The 23,391-nt window shown below is 68.8% G+C and carries 16 protein-coding genes; 3 read left to right on the top strand and 13 right to left on the bottom strand.

Annotation, left to right across the window (positions count from 1 at the left end; translation table 11 throughout):
* Window positions 1-804 (top strand): aldehyde dehydrogenase family protein (locus RT97_RS28890; RefSeq protein WP_042582299.1); only part of this gene is annotated, 804 nt, incomplete at its 5' end.
* A gap of 116 nt (window positions 805-920) precedes the next feature.
* On the opposite strand, the gene RT97_RS28885 is transcribed toward RT97_RS28890, so the two are convergent.
* The 4 genes from RT97_RS28885 to RT97_RS28870 form a co-directional block, all read right to left on the bottom strand.
* Complete coding sequence (locus tag RT97_RS28885) at window positions 921-1,637, bottom strand: MgtC/SapB family protein (RefSeq protein ID WP_042582298.1); 717 nt, start codon at window positions 1,635-1,637, stop codon at window positions 921-923.
* A 257-nt stretch (window positions 1,638-1,894) separates the two neighbouring features.
* Window positions 1,895-4,660 (bottom strand): magnesium-translocating P-type ATPase, encoded by a 2,766-nt coding sequence (gene mgtA, locus RT97_RS28880; protein ID WP_042582297.1) that lies wholly within the window; start codon window positions 4,658-4,660, stop codon window positions 1,895-1,897.
* 28 nt (window positions 4,661-4,688) lie between these two features.
* The gene (locus RT97_RS28875) at window positions 4,689-5,453 is read right to left on the bottom strand and encodes a hypothetical protein (protein ID WP_052810785.1); all 765 of its coding nucleotides are present in this window, start codon (window positions 5,451-5,453) and stop codon (window positions 4,689-4,691) included.
* 217 nt (window positions 5,454-5,670) lie between these two features.
* On the bottom strand, window positions 5,671-5,880 hold the full coding sequence (locus RT97_RS28870) for a hypothetical protein (RefSeq protein WP_042582296.1): 210 nt from the start codon (window positions 5,878-5,880) through the stop codon (window positions 5,671-5,673).
* Window positions 5,881-6,273: 393 nt separating this feature from the next.
* Between RT97_RS28870 and RT97_RS28865 the strand changes: the two genes are divergently transcribed.
* Window positions 6,274-6,774 carry a low molecular weight protein-tyrosine-phosphatase gene (locus tag RT97_RS28865; RefSeq protein WP_042582295.1) on the top strand — a complete coding sequence of 167 codons (501 nt, stop codon included), beginning with the start codon at window positions 6,274-6,276 and terminating at the stop codon, window positions 6,772-6,774.
* On the opposite strand, the gene RT97_RS28860 is transcribed toward RT97_RS28865, so the two are convergent.
* The 9 genes from RT97_RS28860 to RT97_RS28820 all read right to left on the bottom strand — a co-directional run bounded on the left by RT97_RS28860 (window position 6,740) and on the right by RT97_RS28820 (window position 22,310).
* Window positions 6,740-13,009 carry an autotransporter-associated beta strand repeat-containing protein gene (locus RT97_RS28860; protein ID WP_042582294.1) on the bottom strand — a complete coding sequence of 2,090 codons (6,270 nt, stop codon included), beginning with the start codon at window positions 13,007-13,009 and terminating at the stop codon, window positions 6,740-6,742. The two genes, RT97_RS28865 and RT97_RS28860, sit on opposite strands and share 35 nt — an antisense overlap.
* Before the next feature lie 179 nt (window positions 13,010-13,188).
* The gene (locus RT97_RS28855) at window positions 13,189-13,608 is read right to left on the bottom strand and encodes an acyl-CoA thioesterase (protein ID WP_042582304.1); all 420 of its coding nucleotides are present in this window, start codon (window positions 13,606-13,608) and stop codon (window positions 13,189-13,191) included.
* 14 nt (window positions 13,609-13,622) lie between these two features.
* The gene (locus RT97_RS28850) at window positions 13,623-14,924 is read right to left on the bottom strand and encodes a TRAP transporter large permease (protein WP_042582293.1); all 1,302 of its coding nucleotides are present in this window, start codon (window positions 14,922-14,924) and stop codon (window positions 13,623-13,625) included.
* A complete protein-coding gene (locus RT97_RS28845) occupies window positions 14,921-15,445 on the bottom strand; it encodes a TRAP transporter small permease (protein WP_253278335.1) in 525 nt (174 codons plus the stop codon). Before RT97_RS28845 ends, RT97_RS28850 begins: the two co-directional genes overlap by 4 nt.
* Before the next feature lie 3 nt (window positions 15,446-15,448).
* Window positions 15,449-16,525 (bottom strand): TRAP transporter substrate-binding protein, encoded by a 1,077-nt coding sequence (locus RT97_RS28840; protein ID WP_080898472.1) that lies wholly within the window; start codon window positions 16,523-16,525, stop codon window positions 15,449-15,451.
* 40 nt (window positions 16,526-16,565) lie between these two features.
* The gene (locus RT97_RS28835; protein ID WP_042582291.1) at window positions 16,566-18,182 is read right to left on the bottom strand and encodes an indolepyruvate oxidoreductase subunit beta family protein; all 1,617 of its coding nucleotides are present in this window, start codon (window positions 18,180-18,182) and stop codon (window positions 16,566-16,568) included.
* Between the two features lie 8 nt (window positions 18,183-18,190).
* Window positions 18,191-20,350, bottom strand: coding sequence for an indolepyruvate ferredoxin oxidoreductase subunit alpha (locus RT97_RS28830; RefSeq protein ID WP_042582290.1), 2,160 nt, complete (start codon window positions 20,348-20,350; stop codon window positions 18,191-18,193).
* A 104-nt stretch (window positions 20,351-20,454) separates the two neighbouring features.
* Window positions 20,455-21,117 carry a c-type cytochrome gene (locus RT97_RS28825; RefSeq protein WP_052810784.1) on the bottom strand — a complete coding sequence of 221 codons (663 nt, stop codon included), beginning with the start codon at window positions 21,115-21,117 and terminating at the stop codon, window positions 20,455-20,457.
* Window positions 21,114-22,310 (bottom strand): PQQ-dependent sugar dehydrogenase, encoded by a 1,197-nt coding sequence (locus RT97_RS28820; RefSeq protein ID WP_172672267.1) that lies wholly within the window; start codon window positions 22,308-22,310, stop codon window positions 21,114-21,116. Before RT97_RS28820 ends, RT97_RS28825 begins: the two co-directional genes overlap by 4 nt.
* Window positions 22,311-22,429: 119 nt before the next feature.
* Here RT97_RS28820 and RT97_RS28815 point away from each other — a divergent pair, with 119 nt between their 5' ends.
* Entirely contained in the window at window positions 22,430-23,344 is a 915-nt protein-coding gene (locus tag RT97_RS28815; protein ID WP_042582289.1) for a LysR family transcriptional regulator, read from the top strand.
* Window positions 23,345-23,391 lie beyond the last annotated feature (47 nt).

Raw genomic sequence — 23,391 nt, 5'->3', positions numbered from 1 at the left:
TCGAACTACCTGATCGCCCACCCGATCATCCGCAAGGTCACCTTCACCGGCTCGACCCCGGTCGGCAAGCAACTGGCCGCACTGGCCGGCTCGCACATGAAGCGCGTCACGATGGAATTGGGCGGCCACGCGCCGGTGATCGTCGCGGAAGACGCCGACGTCGCCCTGGCCGTCAAGGCTGCCGGTGCCGCCAAGTTCCGCAATGCCGGCCAGGTCTGCATCTCGCCGACCCGTTTCCTGGTGCACAACAGCCTGCGCGAGGAATTCGCCCGCACGCTGGTCAAGTACACCGAAGGGCTGAAGCTGGGCGACGGCCTCGCCGAAGGCACGACCATCGGACCGCTGGCCAACGCACGCCGCCTCACGGCCATGGCCCACGTGCTGGACGATGCGCGCAAGAAGGGCGCCACCGTGGCCGCTGGCGGCGAACGCGTCGGCGACTCGGGCAACTTCTTCGCCCCCACCGTGCTGACCGACGTGCCGCTGGACGCCGACGTGTTCAACAACGAGCCCTTCGGCCCCATCGCCGCGATCCGCGGTTTCGACACGCTCGACGAAGCCATCGCAGAAGCCAACCGCCTGCCTTTCGGCCTGGCCGGCTACGCGTTCACCAAGTCGATCAAGAACGCGCACCTGCTGAGCCAGAAGCTCGAACTGGGCATGCTGTGGATCAACCAGCCCGCCACCCCGTCGCCCGAAATGCCGTTCGGCGGCGTGAAGGATTCGGGCTACGGTTCGGAAGGCGGCCCCGAGGCGCTCGAGGCTTACCTCAACACGAAGGCTGTCTCGATCCTGGGCGTTTAACTCGTCCCAAGTTGCGTTCGAGAAGACAGAACCGTTCACGCTGAGCTTGTCGAGGCGCCGCGCAAGGCTTCAACAGGCGCAGCCCGAACGGCTCCTGGGTCGAACGCCGTACCGTATCAATCGTCGGCGCTGGCGTTCCAGAAGGCTTGCTGGACGCCTTCGAGCGCTTCGAGTTCCGCAATCACCTGGTCGAGCTCCAGCGGCTCGACCGCGGTGGCATACAGCGTCGCCTCGATCTCCGTGTCGGCCGGTCCGAAGGCGTGCTGGTCGACGTCACGCACCGGGTAGTTCGCGGCTTCGAGCAGGAGCAGCAACTGGTCCATTACCTCGGGCCGTGCTGCGCGCGAGCAGATCACCCGCACCGTGTAGGTCGCCTCGCTCGATTCTTCCTTGATCGGACGGCGGTTGATGCGGTTGACCACCGGCAGCAGCAGCGTGTTGCTGGCCAGCACGAACATCGCGGCGATCATCGCTTCGCCGATCAGGTCCGCGCCCGCGCAGGCGCCTACCGCCGCCGACCCCCAGAGCGTGGCCGCCGTGTTCAGTCCCGTGATGTTGGTGCCTTCCTTCATGATCGCGCCCGCTCCCAGGAAGCCGATGCCCGACACGACGTAGGCCGCCACGTGCACGGCCCCATCGTAGCCGTGCAGCCGGTTCGCCATGTCCACAAACACTGCGGCACCCACGGCCACGAGCGTGTTGGTGCGCAGGCCCGCCGCGCGTTGGCGTATCTGGCGCTCCAGGCCGATCAGCGAGCCGAGCGTGAAGGCGACCGCCACGCTGACGAAGGTGTCGAGCAGCGAGGGCAGGTTGAAGTTTTGAATGGCTTGCATCGGGCCTCTTTCGATGTTTGCGCCCAGTGTGCGGGGCTTGGGTGTCATCTGCGTGTAGCTTTGTGCGGGGCGGCACTCCCGCTGTCGGCGGGAGCGCTTCAGAGCGTTCGTTGATCGCCGGTCACTGGCAGCGTGCCCAGGTGCGCAGGGCATCGGGTGCTCCCCGCAGCGAAATCAAGGAGGAGGGGCGAAGCCCCGGGGGACATTCGCGGAGGGGAGTACCCGGTGGCCTCTGCTCACGCCCTGAACAAGAGCCTTCATTGCCACCCATACCGCCGCGCGTACCACCCCTTCACTGTCTGCGTCAGCACCGCATATCCCACCAGCATCGCGACCAGCCACGGGAAGTAGGCGAGCGGCAGCGCCTGCAGCTTGAAGTAATGTGCGAGCGGCCCCATCGGCAGCCAGATGCCCACGGCCGCGATCGCTGCGCCCATCGCCAGCAGCGGCCAGGCCGCGCGGCTTTGCAGGAACGGGATCTTGCGGGTGCGGATCAGGTGGACGATGAGCGTCTGCGACAGCAGCCCCTCGATGAACCAGCCCGACTGGAACAGCGTCTGGTGTTCCACCGTGTTGGCCGCGAACACGAACCACATAACCGTGTAGGTCAGGATGTCGAACACCGAGCTCAACGGCCCGAAGAACACCATGAAGCGCCCCAGGTCCGCCGGGTTCCAGCGCTGCGGCGACTTGAGGAACTCCTCGTCCACGTTGTCGAACGGAATCGCGATCTGCGACACGTCGTACAACAGGTTCTGCACCAGGAGGTGCAGCGGCAGCATCGGCAGGAAGGGAAGGAACGCGCTCGCCACCAGCACCGAGAACACGTTGCCGAAGTTCGAGCTCGCCGTGAGCTTGATGTACTTGAGCATGTTGGCAAAAGTGCGCCGGCCCTCGACCACGCCTTGCTCCAGCACCATCAGGCTTTTTTCAAGCAGGATGATGTCGGCCGATTCCTTGGCCACGTCCACCGCACCGTCCACCGAGATGCCGATGTCGGCCGCGCGCAGCGCTGGTGCGTCGTTGATGCCGTCGCCCATGAAGCCCACCACATGCCCGTTGGCATGCAGCGCGTGGACGATGCGCTCCTTGTGCGCGGGCGTGAGCTTGGCGAACACCTGGTGCCGCTCGACCAGCGCGCGCAGTTCGTCGTCGCGCAGGTCCTCGATCTCGCGGCCGAGCACGATGCGGCCGGCCTCGATGCCCACGTCGCCGCAGACCTTGCGCGTGACCAGCTCGTTGTCGCCAGTGAGCACCTTCACCGCGACGCCGTGCTCGGCCAGCGCGCGCAGCGCGGGCGCGGTCGATTCCTTCGGCGGATCGAGAAAGGCCACGTAGCCCAGCAGCGTGAGCGCCGATTCATCGGCCACGCTGTAGGCGGGCTTGCGTGCCTCGGCAGCGAGCGTGCGGCTCGCGACGGCCACCACGCGCAGGCCCTGCCTGTTCAGTTCCGAGGCCACGCGATGGATGCGCGCGAGCAGTTCGGCATCGAGCGCCAGCACCTCGGCGCCGCGCTCCACCGACGTGCACACCGACAGGATTTCTTCCAGCGCGCCCTTGCAGATCAAGAGGTGCTCGCTGCCGCCGTTCTCCACCACCACCGACATGCGACGGCGCGAGAAGTCGAAGGGCACTTCGTCGATCTTTCGGTAGGCCGTCTGCAGCCGTGTCTCGGGTTGCATCTCGGCATGGTTCAGCACCGCCTTGTCGAGCAGGTTCTTCAGGCCCGTCTGGTGAAAGCTGTTCAGGTAGGCGAGCTGCAGCACGTGGTTCGAAACCTCGCCCCATGCGTTGGTGTGGCGCTCCAGCACGATGCGGTCCTGCGTCAGCGTGCCGGTCTTGTCGGTGCACAGCACGTCCATCGCGCCGAAGTTGTGGATGGCTTCGAGCCTTTTCACGATCACCTTCTGGCGCGACATCACCACCGCGCCCTTGGCGAGCGTGGCGGTCACGATCATCGGCAGCATCTCGGGCGTGAGGCCGACCGCGATCGACAGCGCGAACAGCGCCGCCTCCCACCAGTCGCCCTTGGCCACGCCGTTGATCACCAGCACCAGCGGCGCCATCACCAGCATGAAGCGGATCAGCACCCAGCTCACGCGGTTGATGCCGGCCTGGAAGGCGCTGGTGCCGCGGTCGGTGGCCGTGACGCGCTGCGCGAGGGCGCCGAAGAAGGTGCGGTCGCCGGTGTGCACGATGAGCGCGGTGGCGGTGCCGCTGATCACGTTGGTGCCCATGAAGAGCAAGTTCTCGCGCTCCAGCACGCCGGCTTCGCGATCGCCGCGGTCGACGGGGAATTTCTCGACCGGCATCGCCTCGCCCGTCAGCGCGGACTGACTGATGAAGAGGTCCTTGGCCGTGAGCAGCCGCGCATCGGCCGGGATCATGTCGCCGGCCGAGAGCGCGATCACGTCGCCCGGCACGAGGTCGCGCATCGGCACTTCGACGCGCACCGTGCCCGCGTGCGTGGCGTCGAAGCCCTCGTCGCCCGCGGCGCCCGCGTTGCGCCCCGGCGCGGGCCGCAGCACCGTGGAAGTGTTGCTCACCATCGCCTTCAGGCGCTCGGCCGCCTTGTTGGAGCGCGACTCCTGCAGGAAGCGCAGCACCGTCGACAGCACCACCATGCTGCCGATCACGAGCGTGGCCTTCATGTCCTCGGTCACGTACGAGATCAGCGCCAGCACCGTGAGCAGCAGGTTGAACGGATTGCGGTAGCACTGCCACAGGTGCGTCCACCACGGCAGCGGTTGCTCGTGGCGCACCTCGTTGCTTCCCAGGCGCTTGCGCAGCACCTCGGCATGGCCTTCGCTCAGGCCCTGGGGCGAGCTGTCGAGCTTGACGAGCATCTCGCCGGCATCGGTGCGCGAGGCGGCGGCCAGCGCTTTCGCGATGTCGGACGGCATCGCGACCGAGGTCGCGGCAACCGGCTTGGAGCCCAGCAGTGTCTGCCAGCGCTCGAAGTGATGCAGCATGTGGCGGCTGCGCAGGAAGCTCTCGAAGAAGGACTTCAGGACGTTTTTCATGTTGTTTTCTCCTTGAGGAAATGAGCGGTCAGCGTGCGAAGGCCCAGGTGGCGCCCAGCGTCCACCAGGCGGGTGCGTCGGCGCGCAGGCCGCGCGCGCGGCTCAGGTCGATGCTCAGCGCCTCGACCGGCGTCCACCGCACGCCTGCGCGCCATGCGTTGCCGCCGCCTTCGCGAAAGCGCTCGGCGACGAACGAGACAGAGGGCAGGGCGCTCCATTCGAGCGAGGCGCCCGAATGGCTGGTGCCGGGTGGTGCGCGACGGAAGTCGCGGCCCAGGTTGATGTGCGCCCGCCAGCTTTCATCGATCTGCCAGGTCAGGGGGATCACGATGCTGCTGCTGGCGAAACGCAACGCACCGGCGTGCGGGTCGCGTTGCCACCCGGCCGTGGCTAGCACGCCGGCGCTCAGGCTGTCGTTGATCGCGAAAGCCCACTTGATCTGCGGGCCGGCGCGCACGGTGCGGCCTTCGCTGCCGTGCTCGCGCTCGAGATTGAGGCCGAGTTCGACGGGGCCGACGCGGCAGGCCGGGCCGATGTGCAGCAGGCCTTGCGAGGCGTGCGCATGCCGGTCGGCCCACGTCCCCAGTTGGCATTGGCCCGGATCGAGGATCGCGGCGTCGTCCACCGAATGATGGCCACCGGCGGCATGCGTCTGCGTTGCCGCGAGGCCGCAGAGGTATGCCGCCCAGAGGTTCAGGCATGGGCGCGAGGGACGTCGGGGATAGAAGCGGGGTGCGTCGAGGCGGCCGTTCGTGGCCGACCGTGCGACACGCCGCAGGCGTTCGCGGGTCATGGGAGGTTCTCCTTCGGGCGCAGCGGGCCGCGAAGGAGAGCGCCTCCCGCTTCACTCAGCCGGCAGGCGTCCTCCGCAGCGCGGCGCTGCGTGGGGTGGATGCAATCGATGGGTTCAATGAAGGCGGCGCGCTAGGGCGCGAGCGAGGGTCCGGATCCATGGTGGCCTCCTTGCGATCTGCGGTGCGGTCTTGATGTCTTGAGGTCTCGCGGGCGCCTCAGCGGTGCGCTGCGCGGGGCGGCTGCTCGAGCAGCAGGAAGAAGCTGCGGATGCGCCGCGTGGTCCAGAGCGCGGCGGCCCGGTCGAGCATCTCGTTCTCGACGTCCTGCGCCGTCGGCGTGCGCGCAGGCTCATGCGCCGAGGGGCGCACGGGTTCCTGCATCGACGCCTGTTGCTGCGGATGCTGACGGGTTTGAAATTGACGCATGACAAGGCTCCTTCGCGCTGAAGGGCCTCGCGCACGGACACGCAAGCTGACTGAAAAAGTCAGTGACGAAAACGACGGGATTCGGAAGGGGAGAACCGATAGCCTGAGCGGCGAACGGGTCACGCTGCGTGCACGGCGGCCACAGCGCGAGAGAGCCTGCGCTAGAGGGCCGGATGTGTCACGCCTGCCGAGGCACGCGTTGTCTTGTCACTGATCCAACTGGCACTGTCCACGCACGGGGCTCCGAAATGAAGATGCAGGATTGTTGCACCGCGTCACAATGAGAGTCAACCGTTCTGGCCATGTCCTGCACTGCGAGCAGGGTCGTTATCGCCTCGTTGTTGCGATTTGGCGTCGGCCCGCGCTGCTACCTTTCAACAGGCTTTCATTTCGATGACGAAACCCGCTGTCCTCTTCATCTGCACCGGCAATATCTGCCGATCTCCCACCGCCCACGCGTTGCTGCTTCACAAGGCGCGCGCCGCAAATGTGGCACTCGACGTCGACAGCGCCGCCATCTCCGACGAGGAGCGCGGCAACCCGCCCGATCCACGCTCCGTGGCCGAGGCACGCCGGCGCGGCATCGAGATGCACGCGCATTGCGCGCGCCAGGTCCGCGCAAGCGACTTCGAACGTTTCGACTGGATCGTCGGCATGACCGCGCACCACTGCGCCGCGCTGCGCCGCCTCGCACGCGCGGGCACCGGCCACAAGGTGCACCTGCTCACCGAGTTTTCCGAGTCGGACGAAGGCGATGTGCCCGACCCGTGGTACGGCGGACAGCAGGCCTTCGTCGAAGCCTTCGACCTGATCGATCGCGGCGTGGACGGCCTGCTCGCGAAGCTGGCTGCGTCCGCCGCTACCAGCGCACACGCACGCCGACCGACGCGTTGAGCGAGCTCTTCACCCGCGCCGCGCCGCCCGAGGCCCAGAGCTTGCCGAGCTCGCCGTAGATCGCGGTGCGCTCGCCCACCGCGAGCGTGACACCGCCGGCCACCTCGGTGCTGGTCGAGCCCGTTTCGCTGCGGATGGCGGTGCTGCCGCCCAGGCTCAGGAACTGCGCCACGTCGGCGCCGCCGGACGCGTGGAACACGTTGATGCGGCCATAGGGCTGCAGCGTGCCGGCGCCTGTGGCGATCTCGCCCTTGATGCGCACGCCCGCGCGCACGATGAGGCCGTCGTTCGCATCCTGCGTGACCAGCGCACCCGAGATGCCCGCGTCGTCCATGCGCAGGCTCTGGTGGATGAGCTGCAGCTGCGGCTCCACGGTCCAGCCGCTGCCGATGCCGAATGGCTTGCCCACCTCGAGCGATGCCAGCAGGCTCTTGCCCTTGCCCGAACTGCCGAAGCTCGCGATCGGCTGCACGTTGTAGCGGTGGTCGCCGGCCTGCAGCACGGCGTCGGCATGCCAGCCGCTGTCGCCGCTCCAGGTGGCGTAGGCGCCGATGTAGCGGCTGCGCAGGTCGTTGGTGCCCGCATCCAGCCCCTGGATGCCGCGCGCGAAGCCGCTCACGCGGATGTTGCCCTCCAGCTGGCCGACGTAGACGCCGGCGCGCCAGTTCGCATCGGCCCAGAGGTCGGTGCCGGCCTGGAAGCCGTTCAGGCGCCCGTCGCTGCGTGCGTTGGCGGTGCCGCGCTGGCTCACGTCGATGTCGGTGCTGATCACGCGGCCCCAGGCGCGGCGGCCGCGCGGGGCGGTGCCTTCGAGGCGGTCGGCGGCGTCGCTCGCAATGCCTCGCGCGTCCTCTCCGCCGCGCAGGTGCACGTTGCCGAGCATCGCGAGATTGCCCTGGCGCAACTGCTGCGCGAGCGCCGCGTACATCGGCACTTCGATGCGGTAGGTGGGCAGGCCGCCCGGAAGTCCAGGGCCCCCGGGATCGCCGGGGCCGCCCGGCGTGCCGCCGCCGCCGGTGGTGGAGCGCAGGTACCAGTTCTCGCCGGCGCCGCTGGCGTCCGCGGCATGCAGCCGGTATTCGTAGGCGCCCGCGTCGACGTGGCCGCCGGCCAGCGCGAAGGCGTCCTTGGTGGTCTGCGCGGTGGTGGTCGCGCCGTTGAGCGCGCTGATCACCTCGATGCCGTTGCCGCTCGTGAGCGCGCCCAGGCCGCCCAGGTTGACGATCTGCACCGTGGTGCGGCCGCTCGCCGTGGCGCCGGCACCGTCGAGCACCAGCCGGTCGGAGGGACCCGCGGCATCGAGCACCGTGGCCAGCCGCAGGACGCCGTTGTTGCCGCTGTACGGCCCGTTGACGGTGAGCGTGGTGCCCGGTGCGGCGCCCGCCAGCGAGACGGTGCCGCTGTTCGAAAGCGACGCCACCGTCTGGTTGAAGCCGCCCAGGTCGAGCGTGGCGCCGGTGGCCACGCTGTGCGCGGAGGCCGCGCTCAGTGCGTTGGCCGCGCCCGCGCTCAGCGTGCCCGCGTTCACCTGCGTCGCGCCCGTGTACGTGTTCGTGCCCGTCACCTTGAAATTGCCCGTGCCCTGCTTGACCAGGCCGCCGGCACCCGTCACGGCGCCTGCGAAAGTGGTGCTTGTGCTGTCGCCGCCGGTCGTGAGCGTGGCGCCGCCGAGCTTGACCTCGCCGCCCGCGCCGCCACCGCCCGCGAGCGAAGCGACGCTCTGGTCGAAGCCGTTCAGGTCGAGCGTGGCGCCGGCCTTGTCGGCCAGTGCGATCGGTGCCGTCGCGCCCAGCAGGCCGGTTGCGCCCAGGCGCAGCGTGCCCTCGGCGATGGCGGTGGCGCCTGTGCGGGTGCTGGTGCCTGCGAGCGTGAGCGTGCCCGCGCCCGACTTGACCAGGTTGCCGCTGCCGCTGAGCGCGCCGCTCGCGACGAGGTCCAGGCCCGCGTCGGCGATCTCGATGCTGCCGCCGCCCGCGCCGATGTCCAGGGCGCGCGCGGTGCCGGTGAAGCCGGTGCCCGTGACCTGCAGGCGACCGCCGCTTTCCAGCACGACGTTGCCGGCGGCCGCGCCGAGGTTGTTGTCCGCGGACACGGAGAGCACACCGGCCTGCACCGCGGTGCCGCCGGTGTAGGTGTTGGCGCCGGCCAGCACCAGCGTGCCGTCGCCGGTCTTCGCGATGCCCGCGGTGCCGGCGATCGCGTTGTTCACCGTGGCGACATAGCCGGCGGAACCCGCGCCGCCGTCGCCCACGCGAATCTCCGCCCGCGCGCCGCTGCCGGCGCCCGTCAACGTGAGCGCATCGCCGGCCAGCGTGTAGCCGCTGCTCGCGAACTGCATGCCCGTGGCCTGTACTGCGCCGCCGGTGTTGTCCACCGTCACCGTGCCCGGCGCGCCGGTGAAGATCGCGAAGCCCGGCTGCGGCAGCATCGGCGCGCTGACGGTGCCCACGGTGTCGGTCCACACCGGGGCGGTGCTCGACCAGGTGCCGGTGCCGCCGCCCGATTGCGTCGGGCTCGCCAGGCCGTTGGCGTTCCAGAAGTTCAGCGTCAGGCCGGTGCTGTTGACGAGCATGAAGCGCTTGTCGGCCGCAAGGTTCTGCAGCGACAGCGCGGCGCCGGCGGGCACGCTGCCCAGCGTGAGCGTGCCGCCCGCGAAGGTGCCGCCGTAGTCGACGAGCCGGTACACCCCCGGGCCGAAGCCGCCCGCATCGGTCACGTTGAGGACCGCGTTGGTGTTCACGGTCATGTTGCCGCCCACGCTCACGCTGTCGCTCTGGCCGGGCGTGGCGAAGTCGGGGCCGGGCGCGCCGAACTGGTAGTCGAGCACCGCGCCGTTGGCGAGCGCGAGATTGCCGCCGATGGTGAGCGTGCCCATCGCGCCGGCCGCCGCGCCCGGGGCCAGCCTGGCGCCCGCATTGATCGTGACGTCGCCGCCGATGCGGCCGGTGCCCGCGAGCGCGGCACCGCCCTGTACCGTGACCGTGCCGTTGCCGGTCGCGCTGCCGGTCACGTTGCCCACTTGCAGCGTGCCGCTGCCGACCACCGTCGAGCCCGTGTAGTTGCTGGCGCCGTTCAGGGCGAGCGTGCCGGTGCCGCCCACCGAGATCCCGCCGGTGCCGTTGATCGTGCCGCCCAGGGTGATGTTCTTGGCGCCCCCGATGCCCAGGTTGGCGTTGAGCACAACGTCGTTCGCCAGCGCCACGTCGGTGCTGGCGGCGAGCGTCGAGGTGCTGGCCACCGTCAGCGCGCCGGTGCCCAGCGCCGCGTCGTTGCCGACGCGGAGCGTGCCGGCCGCGAGGGTGATGCCGCCGCCGAAGTTGTTGGCGTTGTTCAGCGCCAGCGTGCCGACGCCGGTCTTCACGAGCGAGCCGCCGCCGGTCACCGGGCCGTCGAACGCGATGTCCGCTGCGCCGCCCACCGTGAGCGCGGCGCCCAGCGAGACGGCGTTCGCCAGCGCGAGCGCGCCGCCGGTGCTCGCGAGCGTGGCATTGCCGGTCACGCCGAGCGTGCCGGTGCCCAGCGACGTGCTGGTGCCCAGCGACAGCTTGCCGCCCGCCAGCGTCACGCCGCCGCCGAAACCGTTGGCGCTGCCCAGGGTGACGTCGGGGCCGTTGATCGCGAGCTTGCCCGCACCGCCGATGCCGCCGTTCAGCGCCAGCGCATTCTGGCCCGCCAGGCTCAGCGTGGCGGTCCCGCCCAGCCCGATGCTGTTGCCGAGCGCAATGCCCGCAAGGCCCGCGGTCAGGGTCGCATCGCCGCCGACGGCGAGACCGCCCGTGCCCAGCGCGCTGTCGTTGCCCACGCTGAGCGTGCCGCTGCTCAGGTTGACGCCGCCCTTGAATGTGTTGGCGTTGTTCAGGGCCAGCGTGGCCGTGCCGTCGTAGCCGAGCGCTCCGGTGCCCGACACGATGCCGCCGAGCGCGATGTTGTTCGCGCCGCCGACGGCCAGGCCCGCATTGAGCACCACGGCATTGCCCACGGCCACGTTGGCGCTGCTGTCGAGTGCGGCGTTGCCGTTGACCGTGAACGCTCCCACGCCCAGCGAGGTGTTGGTGCCCACGCGCACGCTGCCGCCCTGCAGGTTCACGCCGCCGGCGAAGTTGTTCGCACTGCCCAGCGTGAGCCGAGCGCTGCCGATCTTCACGATGCCGCCGAGTCCGTTCAGGGTGCCGTTCATTGCCAGGTCGTTGCTGCCGCCGACGGCCATCTGGGCATTGAGGTTGAAATTGTTGCCCACGCTCACCGGCGTGTTCGCCTGGAGCGAACTGGCGCCGCTGACCGTGACCGCCGCCGAGCCGAGCGCGGTGTCGTTGCCGACGGTGAGCGTGCCGCCGCCCAGGTTCATGCCCCCGGTGAAGGTGTTCGCGCCGTTGAGCGTGACGCCCGGCGCGCCGGCCAGGCTGATGCCGCCCGCGCCGATGATCTTGCCGTTGATCGTGAGCGCGCCGCCGCCGCCGCCCGCGCCGAAGTTCAGCGTGTTGTTGAGCACGATGTTGTTGCCCAGCGCAACGCCGGTCGCGCCGGTCAGCGCTGCAGCGCCGCTGACGGTCAGGTCGCCCGTGCCGAGGGCGCCACTGTTGCCCACGTTGATCGCGCCGCCCCCCAGCACGGTGCCGCCGCCGTAGTTGTTGCTGCCGGTGAGCGACAGGTTCCCGCTGGCGAGCGTCAGGCTGCCGCCGCCGCTGATGTTGCCGCCCAGCGTCAGGGTGCCGGCCCCGTTGAGCGTGAGCGCGCCGCCCAGCTGCACCGGGTTGTTGATCGTGCCGGTGAAGGCGGTGTTGAGCGAGGCCGGGCCGCCCACGATGAACAGGCCCGTGCCCATCGAGCCGGCCGAGCCGAGCGTGAGGCCGCCCGCATTGAGCGCGAGTCCGCCGCTGAAACCGTTGCTGCCCGACAGGGTGAGGGTGCCGGTTCCGTTCTTGATCACACCGCCGCCGCCGCTGATCGTGCCGCCGAGCGTCAGATTGTTGGCGCCTTGCACGGTCAGGCCGGTGGTCACGTTGATGTTCTGTGCGAGCGTGATGCCGCTGGCGGAGGCTTCGATGGCGCCGCCGTTCCCGGTCATCGTGCCGGTGCCGAAAGACAGCGCGTTGTCGAAGATCGCGGTGCCGCCGTTGAGGAAGGCGCCGCCGCTCACCACCGCACCGGTGAGCGTCCAGGTGCCGCTGTTGACGATGAGGTTCTCGAAATTGAGGTATTGCAGGGCCGAGATGCTCCCGGTGCCGCTGTTGCCCGAACCCGGCGGATTGATGGTGTTCTGCAGCACCAGCGTGTCGGTGCCAGCCCCCGCATCGACCTTGCCCCCGGCCGCGAAAGTCAGGGAGCCCGGCGGCAGCGTTGGGGTGGGAATGGTGATGCCCGCCAGCGGCGCTGTCCCGCCGTTGATCGACGAGCCGGTCACGGCCGTGAAGGTGTCGCTGCTGGCGCCGGTGCCCAGCGAGACGCTGCCGTTGATCGTGCCCGAGTTGGTGAAGGTGTTGCCGCCGGTGGTGGGGCTCTCGAAAGCCACGCGCCCGGTGATCGTTCCGGTGTTCGTGAAGTTGACGTTGCCGCCGCCGTAGATGGCCGCGGCGATCGAGTTGAAGGGATCGAACAAGCCCAGCGGGCTCATGCCGATGGTGCCGCTGTTGTTGAACGTCGTGGCCCCGCTGTTGGCGATGACAGCCGCCGCGCCGAGCAGGCCGAAGGTGCCGTCGAACGTGCCTTCGATCGCGCCCAGGTTGTTGACCACGACGTTGCCGCTGGCCGGTGCGATCAGGTTGCCGATGGTCAGCGCGCGCGCGAGCACGAGCGACCCCGCCGCATTCGCGTCGATGCTGCCCTTGTTGGTGAGCGTGATGCCGGTGCCGCCGAGCGTCATCGCCGTGCCGCCCGGCAGCGTGCTCATGATCGCGCCCGTCTCCACGGTGACGTTCAGGTTGTTCGCGGTGCTGAGAAAGCTGTTGGGGTTGGGCGGCAAGAGGATCGGCGCGCCGGTGCAACTGACCGCGTTGCCATCGACGGGCGCTGCGGGGGTGCATGCCGCAACCGCATCGCCGCCGTAGAACTGGAGCGCCGCCAGTGCGGCGAGTGCGATGGCTCCGGACACCGCGCCGAATCTGCGCTGCCGCGGCCCTGCGGCACAGGCGATGCCGCCGCCAGAGGTGCCCGAGCCGTGGTTCGTTCGCGCGGTTTCCGAGACCACCTGGGCACAGCCCAGGGCGCGGTTGAACACCACGCGATGAATGCGGTTCATGAAGTCTCCTCCGACCTTAGGTGCGTGTGATTATTTGTGAGATCGTTGAAACGATGTCACTTTTCAAGCGCGCTTGTGGGTCGCCTGCGTCAGAGGGGAGAACCTAAGTAAACCGTGGTTTCTGGAATTTCAGAATAAAGGTTTCAGATGGGCGGCAAGGCGCGATGCAACGGCGCCACTCATTCGCAGAGCGCGCGAATTTCCGGCGGAACAGGCACCGCGCGAATGCCCCCGCCTTCGCGCTTCGCCGCGAAAATGCGCACCTCTTCGCACTCCAGGATCAGTTCGTCGCCGCGCGTCACCCGGTAGGTCTGCACGAAGCTCTTGTCGCGCCACTCGGTGATGCGCACCGCGATCTCGAGCGTGTCGCCGTAGCTCGCGGCCTTCACGAAGCGCGTGTGCGTATCGACCAGCGGCGTGCCGATCACGCCGAGCGTCCTGGCGGTTTCTTCCCAGCGCGGCACGCCGCAGCCGGCGAAGAAATTCCGCGAGGCCGCATCGATCCAGCGGAAGAAGTTGGGAAACCAGACGATGCCGGCCGGGTCGCAATCGCCGAACTCGACGCGTGCGGTGTAGGTGATCTCTTTGCCTGTGTTCATCGGTTCGTTCGTCATCACCCCATTCTCGTCGGCAGCCACAGCGCGATGACCGGGAACGCGATCAGGATCACCAGGCGCACGATGTCCGTCACGATGAACGGCAGCACGCCCTTGAAGATGGTGGTGAAGCTCACGTCCTTCACCACGCTCTTGATGACGAAGACGTTCATTCCTACCGGTGGATGGATGAGCCCCAGCTCCACCGTCATCACGATGATCACGCCGAACCAGATGGGGTCGAACCCCAGGTGCACGATCACCGGGAAGATGATGGGCACCGTGAGGATGATCATCGCCATCGCGTCCATCAGGCAGCCGAGCACCAGGTACATCAGCATGATGAGCGCGAGCACGCCGTAGCGGCCGATTCCCAGGCCCGTGAGGAATTCGGTGAGCTTCTGCGGGCTCTGCGTGATGGTGAGGAAGTAGCCGAACAGGAGCGCCCCGATCAGCACCGTGAACACCGCCGCCGCCGTTCGCGTGGCCGAGAGCAGCGCCTCGCGGATCTTCGGGCCGTCGAGCTTGCGCCGCAAGAGTCCGAGGATGAACGCGCCGCTCGCGCCCACGCCGCCCGCTTCGGTCGGCGTGAAGAAGCCGCCGTAGAGACCGCCGATCACAAACACGAAAAGCACCAGCGGCGCCCACACGTTGCGAAGGTCCTTGAAACGCTCCGACCACGGCTTGACCTCGCCGCCGGGGAGCCAGTCGGGCCTGAGCTTCACGATGATCGCAATCGTCAGCACGTACATCGCCATTGCCAGGATGCCCGGCACGATGCCCGCCATGAAGAGCTTGCCGATGTCCTGCTGCGTGAGGATGGCGTAGACCGCGAGCACCGTCGAGGGCGGCAGGATGGCGCCGAGCGTGCCGCCCGCGGCGATGACGCCGGTGGAGAACGACTGCGGGTAGTTGAAGCGCCGCATCTCCGGGTACGCCACCGCCGAGAACGTGGCCGCCGTAGCCACCGAGGAGCCGCAGATCGCCGCGAACCCGCCGCAGGCCACCACGGTGGCCACGCCCAGTCCCCCGCGCAGGTGGCCGATCATCGAGTTGGCTGCCTTGAAGAGTTCACGGCTCACGCCCGAGACCGATACCAGCGCACCCATCAGCATGAACATCGGGATCACGCCGAAGGTGTAGTCGGTCACGGTGCGCATGGAGGTCTGGCCCACCAGCTTCAGCGCAGGCCCGGGGCCGACGAGATAGCTGTAGCCGGCCACACCCACCAGGCCCATCGCCATGCCGACCGGCACGCGCAACAACATCAGTACGAAGAGGGCGACGAAGCCCAGGACTGCAATCGCATCGGGGCTCATTCGTCGGCCTTCTGTTCAGCGTGGACTTCTTCGAGCTGCTCGGGATGAAAGATCAGCCGGTAGGTGCGAATGGCGATCAGCAGCACCGCGCACACATCGCCGAACCACGCCACCGCATAGAACGGCCAGGTCGGGATGTTCATGTCGTAGGTCAACACGTTGTCCACGTAGGTGCCGCGCACCTTGTCGAACAGCATCGCGGTCTGCACCGCCACCACGAACAGCAGCACCAGGGTAGCGAACACGTCGATCACGCGCTTCATGCGCGGGCCCGCCGCCGTCCACACCAGGTCGACCGTGATGTGGCCGCCCCGGTAGCTGGTGGCCGCGATGCCCCAGAAGATCAGGATGCCCAGCAGCATGCGGCCGAAGTCGTAGGCATCGGGGATCGAGGTGTCGAAGAACTTGCGCAGCACCACGGCCACGAAGATGTTGAGCGCGACGATCCCCACGAAGATGGCGGCGAGCCATTCGATCGTGTTGATCGCGCGGTCCATGTAGCTGGCGGACCGGGCAGCCATTGCTCAGAGCGCCGACTTGTATTTCGTGAGGCTGCCCTTCAGCGCATCCATCACCGCCTTCGGGTCTTCGCCCACCTTCTTCACGCTCTCGGCCCATTGCGCCTCCGACGGCGCAGCCGCCTTGCGCCACGCATCGAGCTGCTCGGGCGTGAGCTTGTAGACCTCGTGGCCCGATTGCGCGGCGATCTTCGCGCGCCCGCCGAACTCGAAGTCGGCCCAGGGGCCGGCCACCTTCTGCGCCCATTCGCTGGTGCAGTGGTCGTCGATCACCTTCTTCTGGCCCGCCGACATCGCGTCGTACTTGCCCTTGTTCATCACCCAGACGAAGGGCGTGACGTAGAGCGGCGCATCCATGTGGTACTTCACCACCTTGTCGATGCCGAACAGGCCGATCGATCCCCACGGAAAGGTGATCGCGTCGGCCACGCCGCGCTCGAGCATGTCGCGCGACTCCGGCGCCGAGGCCTGCACGTTGGTGCCGCCCAGCGAGGTGATCAGCTGGCCCACGGTGCTCGTGGCCGGGCGCACTTTCATGCCCTTGATGTCGGTGGGCAGCGTGATCTTCTTGCGCGAATGGAAGGTGCCGGGGTCGTGCACGAACGCGAAGCAGTACTTCACGTCCTTCATTTCCTTGGCCGCGTAGTTGCGGTACCAGGCGTCGATGGCGGCCGAGCCTTCCTTGCCGTTGGCGAACAGGAACGGAAGCGAGGCGCCCGCCATCACCGGGAAGCGGCCCGGCTGGTAGCCCGGGTTCACGTAAGAGAAGTCGGCGATGCCGTCGCGCGCCATGTCGTAGTGGTCGAAGGCCTTGCCCAGTTGCTCCGACGGAAACAGGATCGCGGTGAGGGTGCCGTTCGACGCTTTCTTGATGTCGTCGGCCCAGGCCTGGAGCGCCGGGTTGAGCGGGTGCTGCGCGGGCACCCAGCTCGAGAGCTTGAGCTGCACGGGCTTGTCCTGCGCATGCACGGCGGTTGTGCCGAGCACGAACGCGGCGCAGGCCGCGAAGAGGGCGAGCGGCGAGGCGCGCAACGCACGTTGAGGGCGCGTGCCGCGGCGGCGGGGGTGGTGAGCGGTTTGCATGGTCTCCTTCGTTATGGTGTTTGAAAACTCTCGGGATCTTTCAGCCGCCGCCTGCGGGCTTGCGCTTCATCCAGCGGATGGGCTGGGCCTTGACCGGGCGTGCGGGCGCGCCGTGTGCGACCAGCGCGGCGTCGAGTGCGCGGCCGGCATCGTCGGCCAGCGCCGCGGTGCGTGCCGCTTCGACGGATTGCGCGCGCACGGCAGGCGCCTGGCCGGGCTGCGCGGCGAGATGGTCGGTCACGTGCAGCAGGTTCTCCTTGCCGCGTTCGTTGGTGCTGCCGTAGCCCTTGATGAGCCGGCCGCACAGCGCGAGTTCGTGGCCCAGCGCCCAGGCTTCGCGCGTGCCGCGCTCCACCGCCGCGAGCCAGCGCTCGATCAACGCCTGCTCCTCGGCGAAACGGCTGCCGCGGCGCCGAAGCCAGCGCAGCGAGGAAAGCAGCCGCAGCGACGCCATGCCGAACACCGAGTGGCTGCCCACCTTCAGCGGCAGTGCCCACGGCGCAAGGCCGCGCGCCTGCCGGCCGCGGTCCCATGCGGTCACGCGGCGCGACAGCGCGGGCGGCAGCAGCGCGGCGAACTCGGCAGCGCCGGGCTTGAAGTGGTCGTAGACCTTCACGATGTCCTCGTCGGTGGCTCGCACTTCCTGGCGCACGCGCTGCGCCCGGCTCGCGCGGCCCTTGAGCGCGGCCACGCGCACGATGTCGTCGAAGGCCATCCACAGCGCGAGCCAGCGCGCGGCCTCCCGGGTGACGGCGAAGCCGTGGGCGCCGGCCGGATCGGCGGCGCGCTCGGCATCGAGCACCTTGCCCAATCGGTCGGCGTAGAGCGCTGCGTACGCGGCGTCCTGGTAGTCGAGCACGCGTGCGTGGCCGAGCGCGAGCATGTCGTGCACGGCGGGCGGAAAGCGCCGTGCCATCTCGTCGGGCAGGGCGCGTGCGGGCGGCGGTGCATCGGCGGTGTAGCCGGCCATCACGCTGCTCACGAAGGCGGCTTGCGTGCGTGGCGCACTCACCGCATCGAAGGCGGCCGCGAAGCCGCGCAGGCTGGCGGCGGCCATCTTGTTGAGCTTCTCGGGTGCGCTCGTGTCGCCGCCGCGCACCACGTGCTCGTAGGCGTCGCGCGGAAACGGAAAGAGGCCGCTGCCCGCGATGGCGCCCAGCATCACCGCGCTGACCACGGTGCCGGTGTCGCGTGCGATGGCGTTCATGTCGAACACATGGTGCTCGCGGCTGAAGGCCTTCACCACATCGACCAGGCGCTGCGCATCGGCGCGCCCGTCGCCGGGCTCCATGCGCTCGGCCGTGGTGAAGATGCGCGCCGACGAGCTGATGACCAGCGTGCGCAGCGGCGCGCTCATGCCGTTGCCGATCTGCCGCGCGGTCTCGAGCAGCTCCGAGGAGACGATCGCATCGAGCGCGCCCGGCACGGGGCTCAGGCTGAACACCGGGCGCCTGCCGGCCAGTTGCGCGAGCGGTACGGGGAACACCTCGATGTAGTACGTGGTGGCGCCGGTGCGCTGCGCCACGCCGGGGATCGAGGTGCTCTGCGCGGCGTAGCCGGCATGGCGGGCGATGTCCACCAGCCATTCGGTGAGCACGCCGCCGCCTTCGCCACCGAGGGCGCAGACGAGGAGGGTGAGGGGGCGGTTGTGTTCCATGGCGCGGCTCATGCAGGTTGCAGCGCACGAACGACCGCGCCGCGCAGCGAATGCACGAGGCGCTCGTGCCACTTCGGGTTCTGCACCACCTCGGCGCGGTAGAAGCTCGGGCACAGCGTGGCCGCATGCGCGTTCGCGCCGCACAGGCCGCAACCCACGCAGCCGTCGATCACGGTGGCGACGGGGTCGACCTTCAGCGGATCGGGGTTGTCCTTGAGCGTGAGCGTCGGGCAGCCGGAGAGGCGGATGCACGCATGGTCGCCGTTGCAAACGTCTTCGTCGACGCCGTACTTCACGCGCACCACGCGCTCGCCTTTCTTGAGGAGGCCGGCGATCCACGGCTTGATGCGGCGCTGGCGCTCGAGCTGGCACTCGCCCTCGGCGATCACCACCTTCAGGCCGTTGAAGTCGCTGGTCAGCGCCTCGGTCAGCGTCCGGCGCATGCGCTCCACGTCGTAGGTGGTCACGGTGCGCATCCACTTCACGCCCAGGCCGGTGAGCGTGGCCTCGATGGTCTGGTTCTTGTCGACCAGGCTCTGCTGCTTGTCGACGGCGCGTTCCTTGGTGTCCTCGTCGGGCGTGGAGATGATGTCCTGCGTGCCGGTGGCCGAGGTGTAGCCGTTCTTGAAGATCAAGAGCACCGCGTCGTCGTCGTTGAAGAGCGCGCTCTGCACGCCGGTGAGCAGGCCGTTGTGCCAGAAGCCGCCGTCGCCCATGATCGAGAGCGTGCGGCGGTTCATCATCGGCGCGACGCCGGCGCGGCTCGCCAGGCTCATGCCGTAGCCGAGGATCGAATGGCCCATCGAGAACGGCTCGAAGGTGCCGAAGGCGTGGCAGCCGATGTCCGCCGCGATGTGTACCGGCCCGGTCTCCTGCTGCGCGAGCTTGAGGGCGGAGAAAACCGGCCGCTCGGGGCAGCCGATGCAAAAACTCGGCGGGCGGTTGGGCAGCGGCGCGGAGAGCCGGCGCGCGACGGCCTCGCGGCGTTCGCGGTTGCCTGCGAGCCACGCCTGCGCGGACGACAGGGCCTCGCCGGGCTCGATGTATTTCGCGGCGAAGGCGCCGATACCGCCCGACAGCACCTCGACGCCGTACTCGCCGGCCGCGGGCAGCATGTCCTTGCCGTGCAGCGGCGTCTGGATGTCGCGCCGGCGCAGCAGCGTGGCGATGTCCTGCTCGATGTACTCGGGCTGGCCTTCTTCCACCACCAGCACCGCGCGCTTGCCCACGCAGAAGTCGGCCACCTGTTCGGGCACCAGCGGGTAGGTCACGTTGAGCACGAGGATCGGGATGTCGGTCTCGCCGAACGCATCGGCCAGCCCCTGCTGCTGCAGGCTGCGAACGAGCGCGTTGTAGAGCCCGCCCTGCACCACGATGCCCAGGTCCGCATGGCGCCTGCCGGGCATCAGCTCGTTGAGGCCGTGCTCGACGATGTAGCGCCGCGCCGCCGGAATGCGCTCATCGCCCTTGAGCTTCTCGTGGCGGAAGGTGACGGGCGGGTGCGCGAGGCGCATGTAGTCGAAGCCCGCGGGTTCGGTCATCAACGCGCGCGTGGAGACCGCGGGCGCCACGTTGTCCTTGCATTCGAAGCTGCCCCGCACGTGGCAGGTGCGGATGCGCAGTTCCATGAGGCACGGCATGTTCGAGCTCTCGGAAAGGCGAAAGCCTTCTTCGACCATCCGCACCATCACGCCGAGGTCGGGCCGCGGATCGAGCAGGCACATGCTGGACTTGAGCGCGTAGGCGTGCGTGCGCTCCTGGATCACGCTGGCGCCTTCGCCGTAGTCCTCTCCCACCACGATCAGGACGCCGCCGGTCACGCCGGGCGACGAGAGGTTCGACAACGCATCGGCGGCCACGTTGGTGCCGACGATCGACTTCCATGTCACCGCGCCGCGCAGCGGGTAGTGAATGGAAGCGCCGAGCATCGCCGCGGCCGAAGCCTCGTTGGAACACGCCTCCACGTGCACGCCCAGCTCGTCCATGTAGGCCTTGCCCTGGACCATGACGTCGAGCAGGTGCGACACCGGCGCGCCCTGGTAGCCGCCCACGTAGGCCACGCCCGACTGCAGGAGGCCCTTGGTGATGGCGAGGATGCCCTCGCCGTGGAAGGTGTCGCCGCTGCCCAGGCGCAGCATTTCTACTTCCTTGCTGAATGAGACTTCCAAGAGATTCGGCTCCGATGTTCGTGGTTGGGGGACGAGGTGGGGTGTTTTCGGGTGCGCGGTGCGCTGCGTCCGCACGGCGCACTCGCAGATGTCGTACGGCGGTGTTACTTGGGTGGAGGCTTCGCGGGGGCGCCCGGAAAGCGCGCGACGAAGTACGCGAGGGTGTCCAGGTCTTCGGGCGGAATGCGGCTCACCGCCTCGCCCATCGCCTGCGTGTAGCCCGGGCGCTTGCCCGTGCGAAAGCCGTGCAGCGTGAGCTGCAGGTAGTCCTCGTGCTGCTGCCCGATGCGCGGCACCTGCTGGCCGCCGCTCAGGTCGGCGCCGTGGCATATCACGCAGCGATGCTCCTGCGCGAGCGCCTGGCCGCGGCTCATGCGCGCGGCGTCGGGCGGCGTGGCCACCGGAGGCGCCGGCACCGCGGGCAAGGTGGCGATGTAGTCCGAGAAGCCGCGCAGGTCGGCGTCGGTCATGGTCTTGGCGACCGCGGTCATCGCGGGGTTGTCGCGCCGGCCCTCGCGAAAGAGAAAGAGCTGGGTGATCGCATAGAACGAATGCTGGCCCGCGAGCACGGGCGTGCCCGCCATGTCGCTGCGGCCGTTCGCGCCGTGGCACGAGGCGCACAGCGAGGCGAAGCGCTGGGCGTAGCTGGTGGCCTGTGCCGAGGATGCCGGTTGCGCCGGCTTCGTGCCCTGTGCAACGGCCGATGACAACGCCAGCGCCATGAGGCCCGCGGCAATCGCTTTTGCAATGACGCCGGCTCTCTTCATCGGCCGCCGTAGCTGATGCGGTAGATCGCGCCGGCGTGGTCGTCGCTCACGAGCATCGAGCCGTCCTTGAGCACGAGGAAATCCACCGGCCGGCCCAGGTAGGTGTTGTTCTCGACAAAGCCCGTCATGAAGGGCTCGACCCTCGCGCCGCCCTTGCCGTCGGGCCAGGCGACCGCGATGTCGGCGTACTTGGTGGTGCGGTTCCACGGGCCGTGGCGGGCGATGAACATCGCGCCGCGGTACTTGGCCGGGAAGCTCTTGCCGTTGTAGAAGGCCAGGCCCAGCGCGGCGGCGTGCGGGCCGAGGAGCGCGGCGGGCTTCTGGTAGTCGTTGCAGCTCTTGCCCCAGCCGAACTCCGAATCCAGGATGTTGCCCTGGTGGCAGTACGGATAGCCGAAGTGCTGGTCGGGCTTGGTCACCACGTTGAGCTCGTCGTTGGGCAGGTCTTCGCTGAGCCAGTCGCGGCCGTTGTCGGTGAACCAGAGGTTGCCGGTCTTGGGGTCGAAGTCGAAGCCCACCGTGTTACGCACGCCGCGCGCCACGGTCTCGATGCCGCTGCCGTCGGGGTTCATTCGGAAGATGCGCGCATGCGCGTCGTCGGGCTCGCACAGGTTGCAGGGCGCGCCGACCGCGTAGTAGAGCTTGCCCTCGTGCATGCGCAGGTACCGCCAGCTGTGGTCCTGGCCGCCGGGGAGCTTGTCGTTGAGCACCACGGGCGTGCCGGGGTTGTCCAGCTTGTCCTCGATGCCGTCGTAGCGCACGATCTGCTTGTGCGTGGCCAGGAACAGCGCGCCTTTGTAGAACTCGATGCCGGTCGCGAACTCGGTCTTGTCGATGATGGTCCTGGGTTTCCGGTCGCCCTTCTCTGCGATGGCGTAGACCTTGTTGCCCACGAAGAGCGTGCTCACGAACACGGTCCCCTTGGCACCCTGGCGCAGTTCGCGCGCATCGAGCACGCCCGAGGCCCAGGTCTCCACCTTGAAGCCCGGCGGGAGCTTGAACTTGGCGGTGGGCAGCTGGTCGGGGGCGGTGGGAATCGGGAAGGAGGGCACCGGTGCGAGGCGCGTGGCCGCCTCGTTCTTCGGGCGGCCCTTGGCCCATCCCGGTTCCTCGGCCGGAGGCTGCTGGGCCCACGCGGCGGCAGCGGTCAAGAGCAGGGCGGCGAGGGCCGCATGCGGACGGAGTCTGGCCATGTCGTGTCTCCTTCTTGTCGTGGGTGTTCGAACAGGCCGACCTGGAGGTCGGCTGAAAACCGCTCGCCAGTGTGCGTGCCATGGGGCCTGCGTTCAATAAAATAATCGAGCTAAGCAATATGAATGGCATGCATATCGACGCGATCGACCTCAACCTGTTGCGCCTGTTCGATGCGGTCTACCGCGAGCGCAGCGTGAGCCGTGCCGCGGAGTCGCTGGGCCTCACGCAGCCGGCGGCGAGCCACGGCCTCGGGCGGCTGCGGCTGCTCTTGAAAGACGCGCTCTTCACGCGCGCCCCAGGCGGCGTGGCGCCCACGCCGCGCGCCGACCGGCTCGCGGTGGCGGTGCAGGCGGCGCTCAGCACGATCGAAGCGGCGCTGCACGAGCCCGATCGCTTCGAGCCGCTCGTCTCGCGCAAGAGCTTTCGTATTCACATGAGCGACATCGGCGAGGGGCGCTTCCTGCCCGCGCTGATGGCCCGGCTGGGGGAACTCGCGCCCGGCGTGCGGCTGGAGACCCTGCCGCTGCTGCCAGCGGAGGTGGCCCCGGCGCTGGACAGCGGCCGCATCGACTTCGCCTTCGGGTTCCTCTCGAACGTGCGCGACACGCAGCGAGCGCACCTCCTGAAGGACCGCTACATCGTGCTGCTGCGCAAGGGCCACCCTTTCGTCAAGCGCAGGCGCAAGGGGCAGGCGCTGCTCGAGGCGCTGCAGGAGCTCGACTACGTGGCGGTGCGCACGCACGCCGACACGCTGCGCATCCTGCAACTGCTCAACCTCGAAGACCGCCTGCGCCTCACGACCGAGCACTTCATGGTGCTGCCGGCCATCGTGCGCGCCACGGATCTGGCGGTCGTGATGCCGCGCAACATCGCGCGCGGCTTTGCGGAGGAGGGCGGCTACGCCATCGTCGAGCCGCCGTTTCCGCTGCGCGACTTCAGCGTGTCGCTGCACTGGAGCAAGCGCTTCGAGGGTGATCCGGCCAACCGGTGGCTGCGGCAGGTGATCACCGCGCTTTTTTCGGAACGGTCGTGAAAGAAGCGCGTTCCGTTCATGCAGTGGTCAGGCTCGGCATGCCAGCA

This window comes from Variovorax paradoxus, assembly GCF_000834655.1.
GTDB classification, from domain to species: domain Bacteria; phylum Pseudomonadota; class Gammaproteobacteria; order Burkholderiales; family Burkholderiaceae_C; genus Variovorax; species Variovorax paradoxus_F.
The sequence above is the reverse complement of the archived record's forward strand: the minus strand, read 5'-3'. Positions and strand labels throughout refer to the sequence as shown.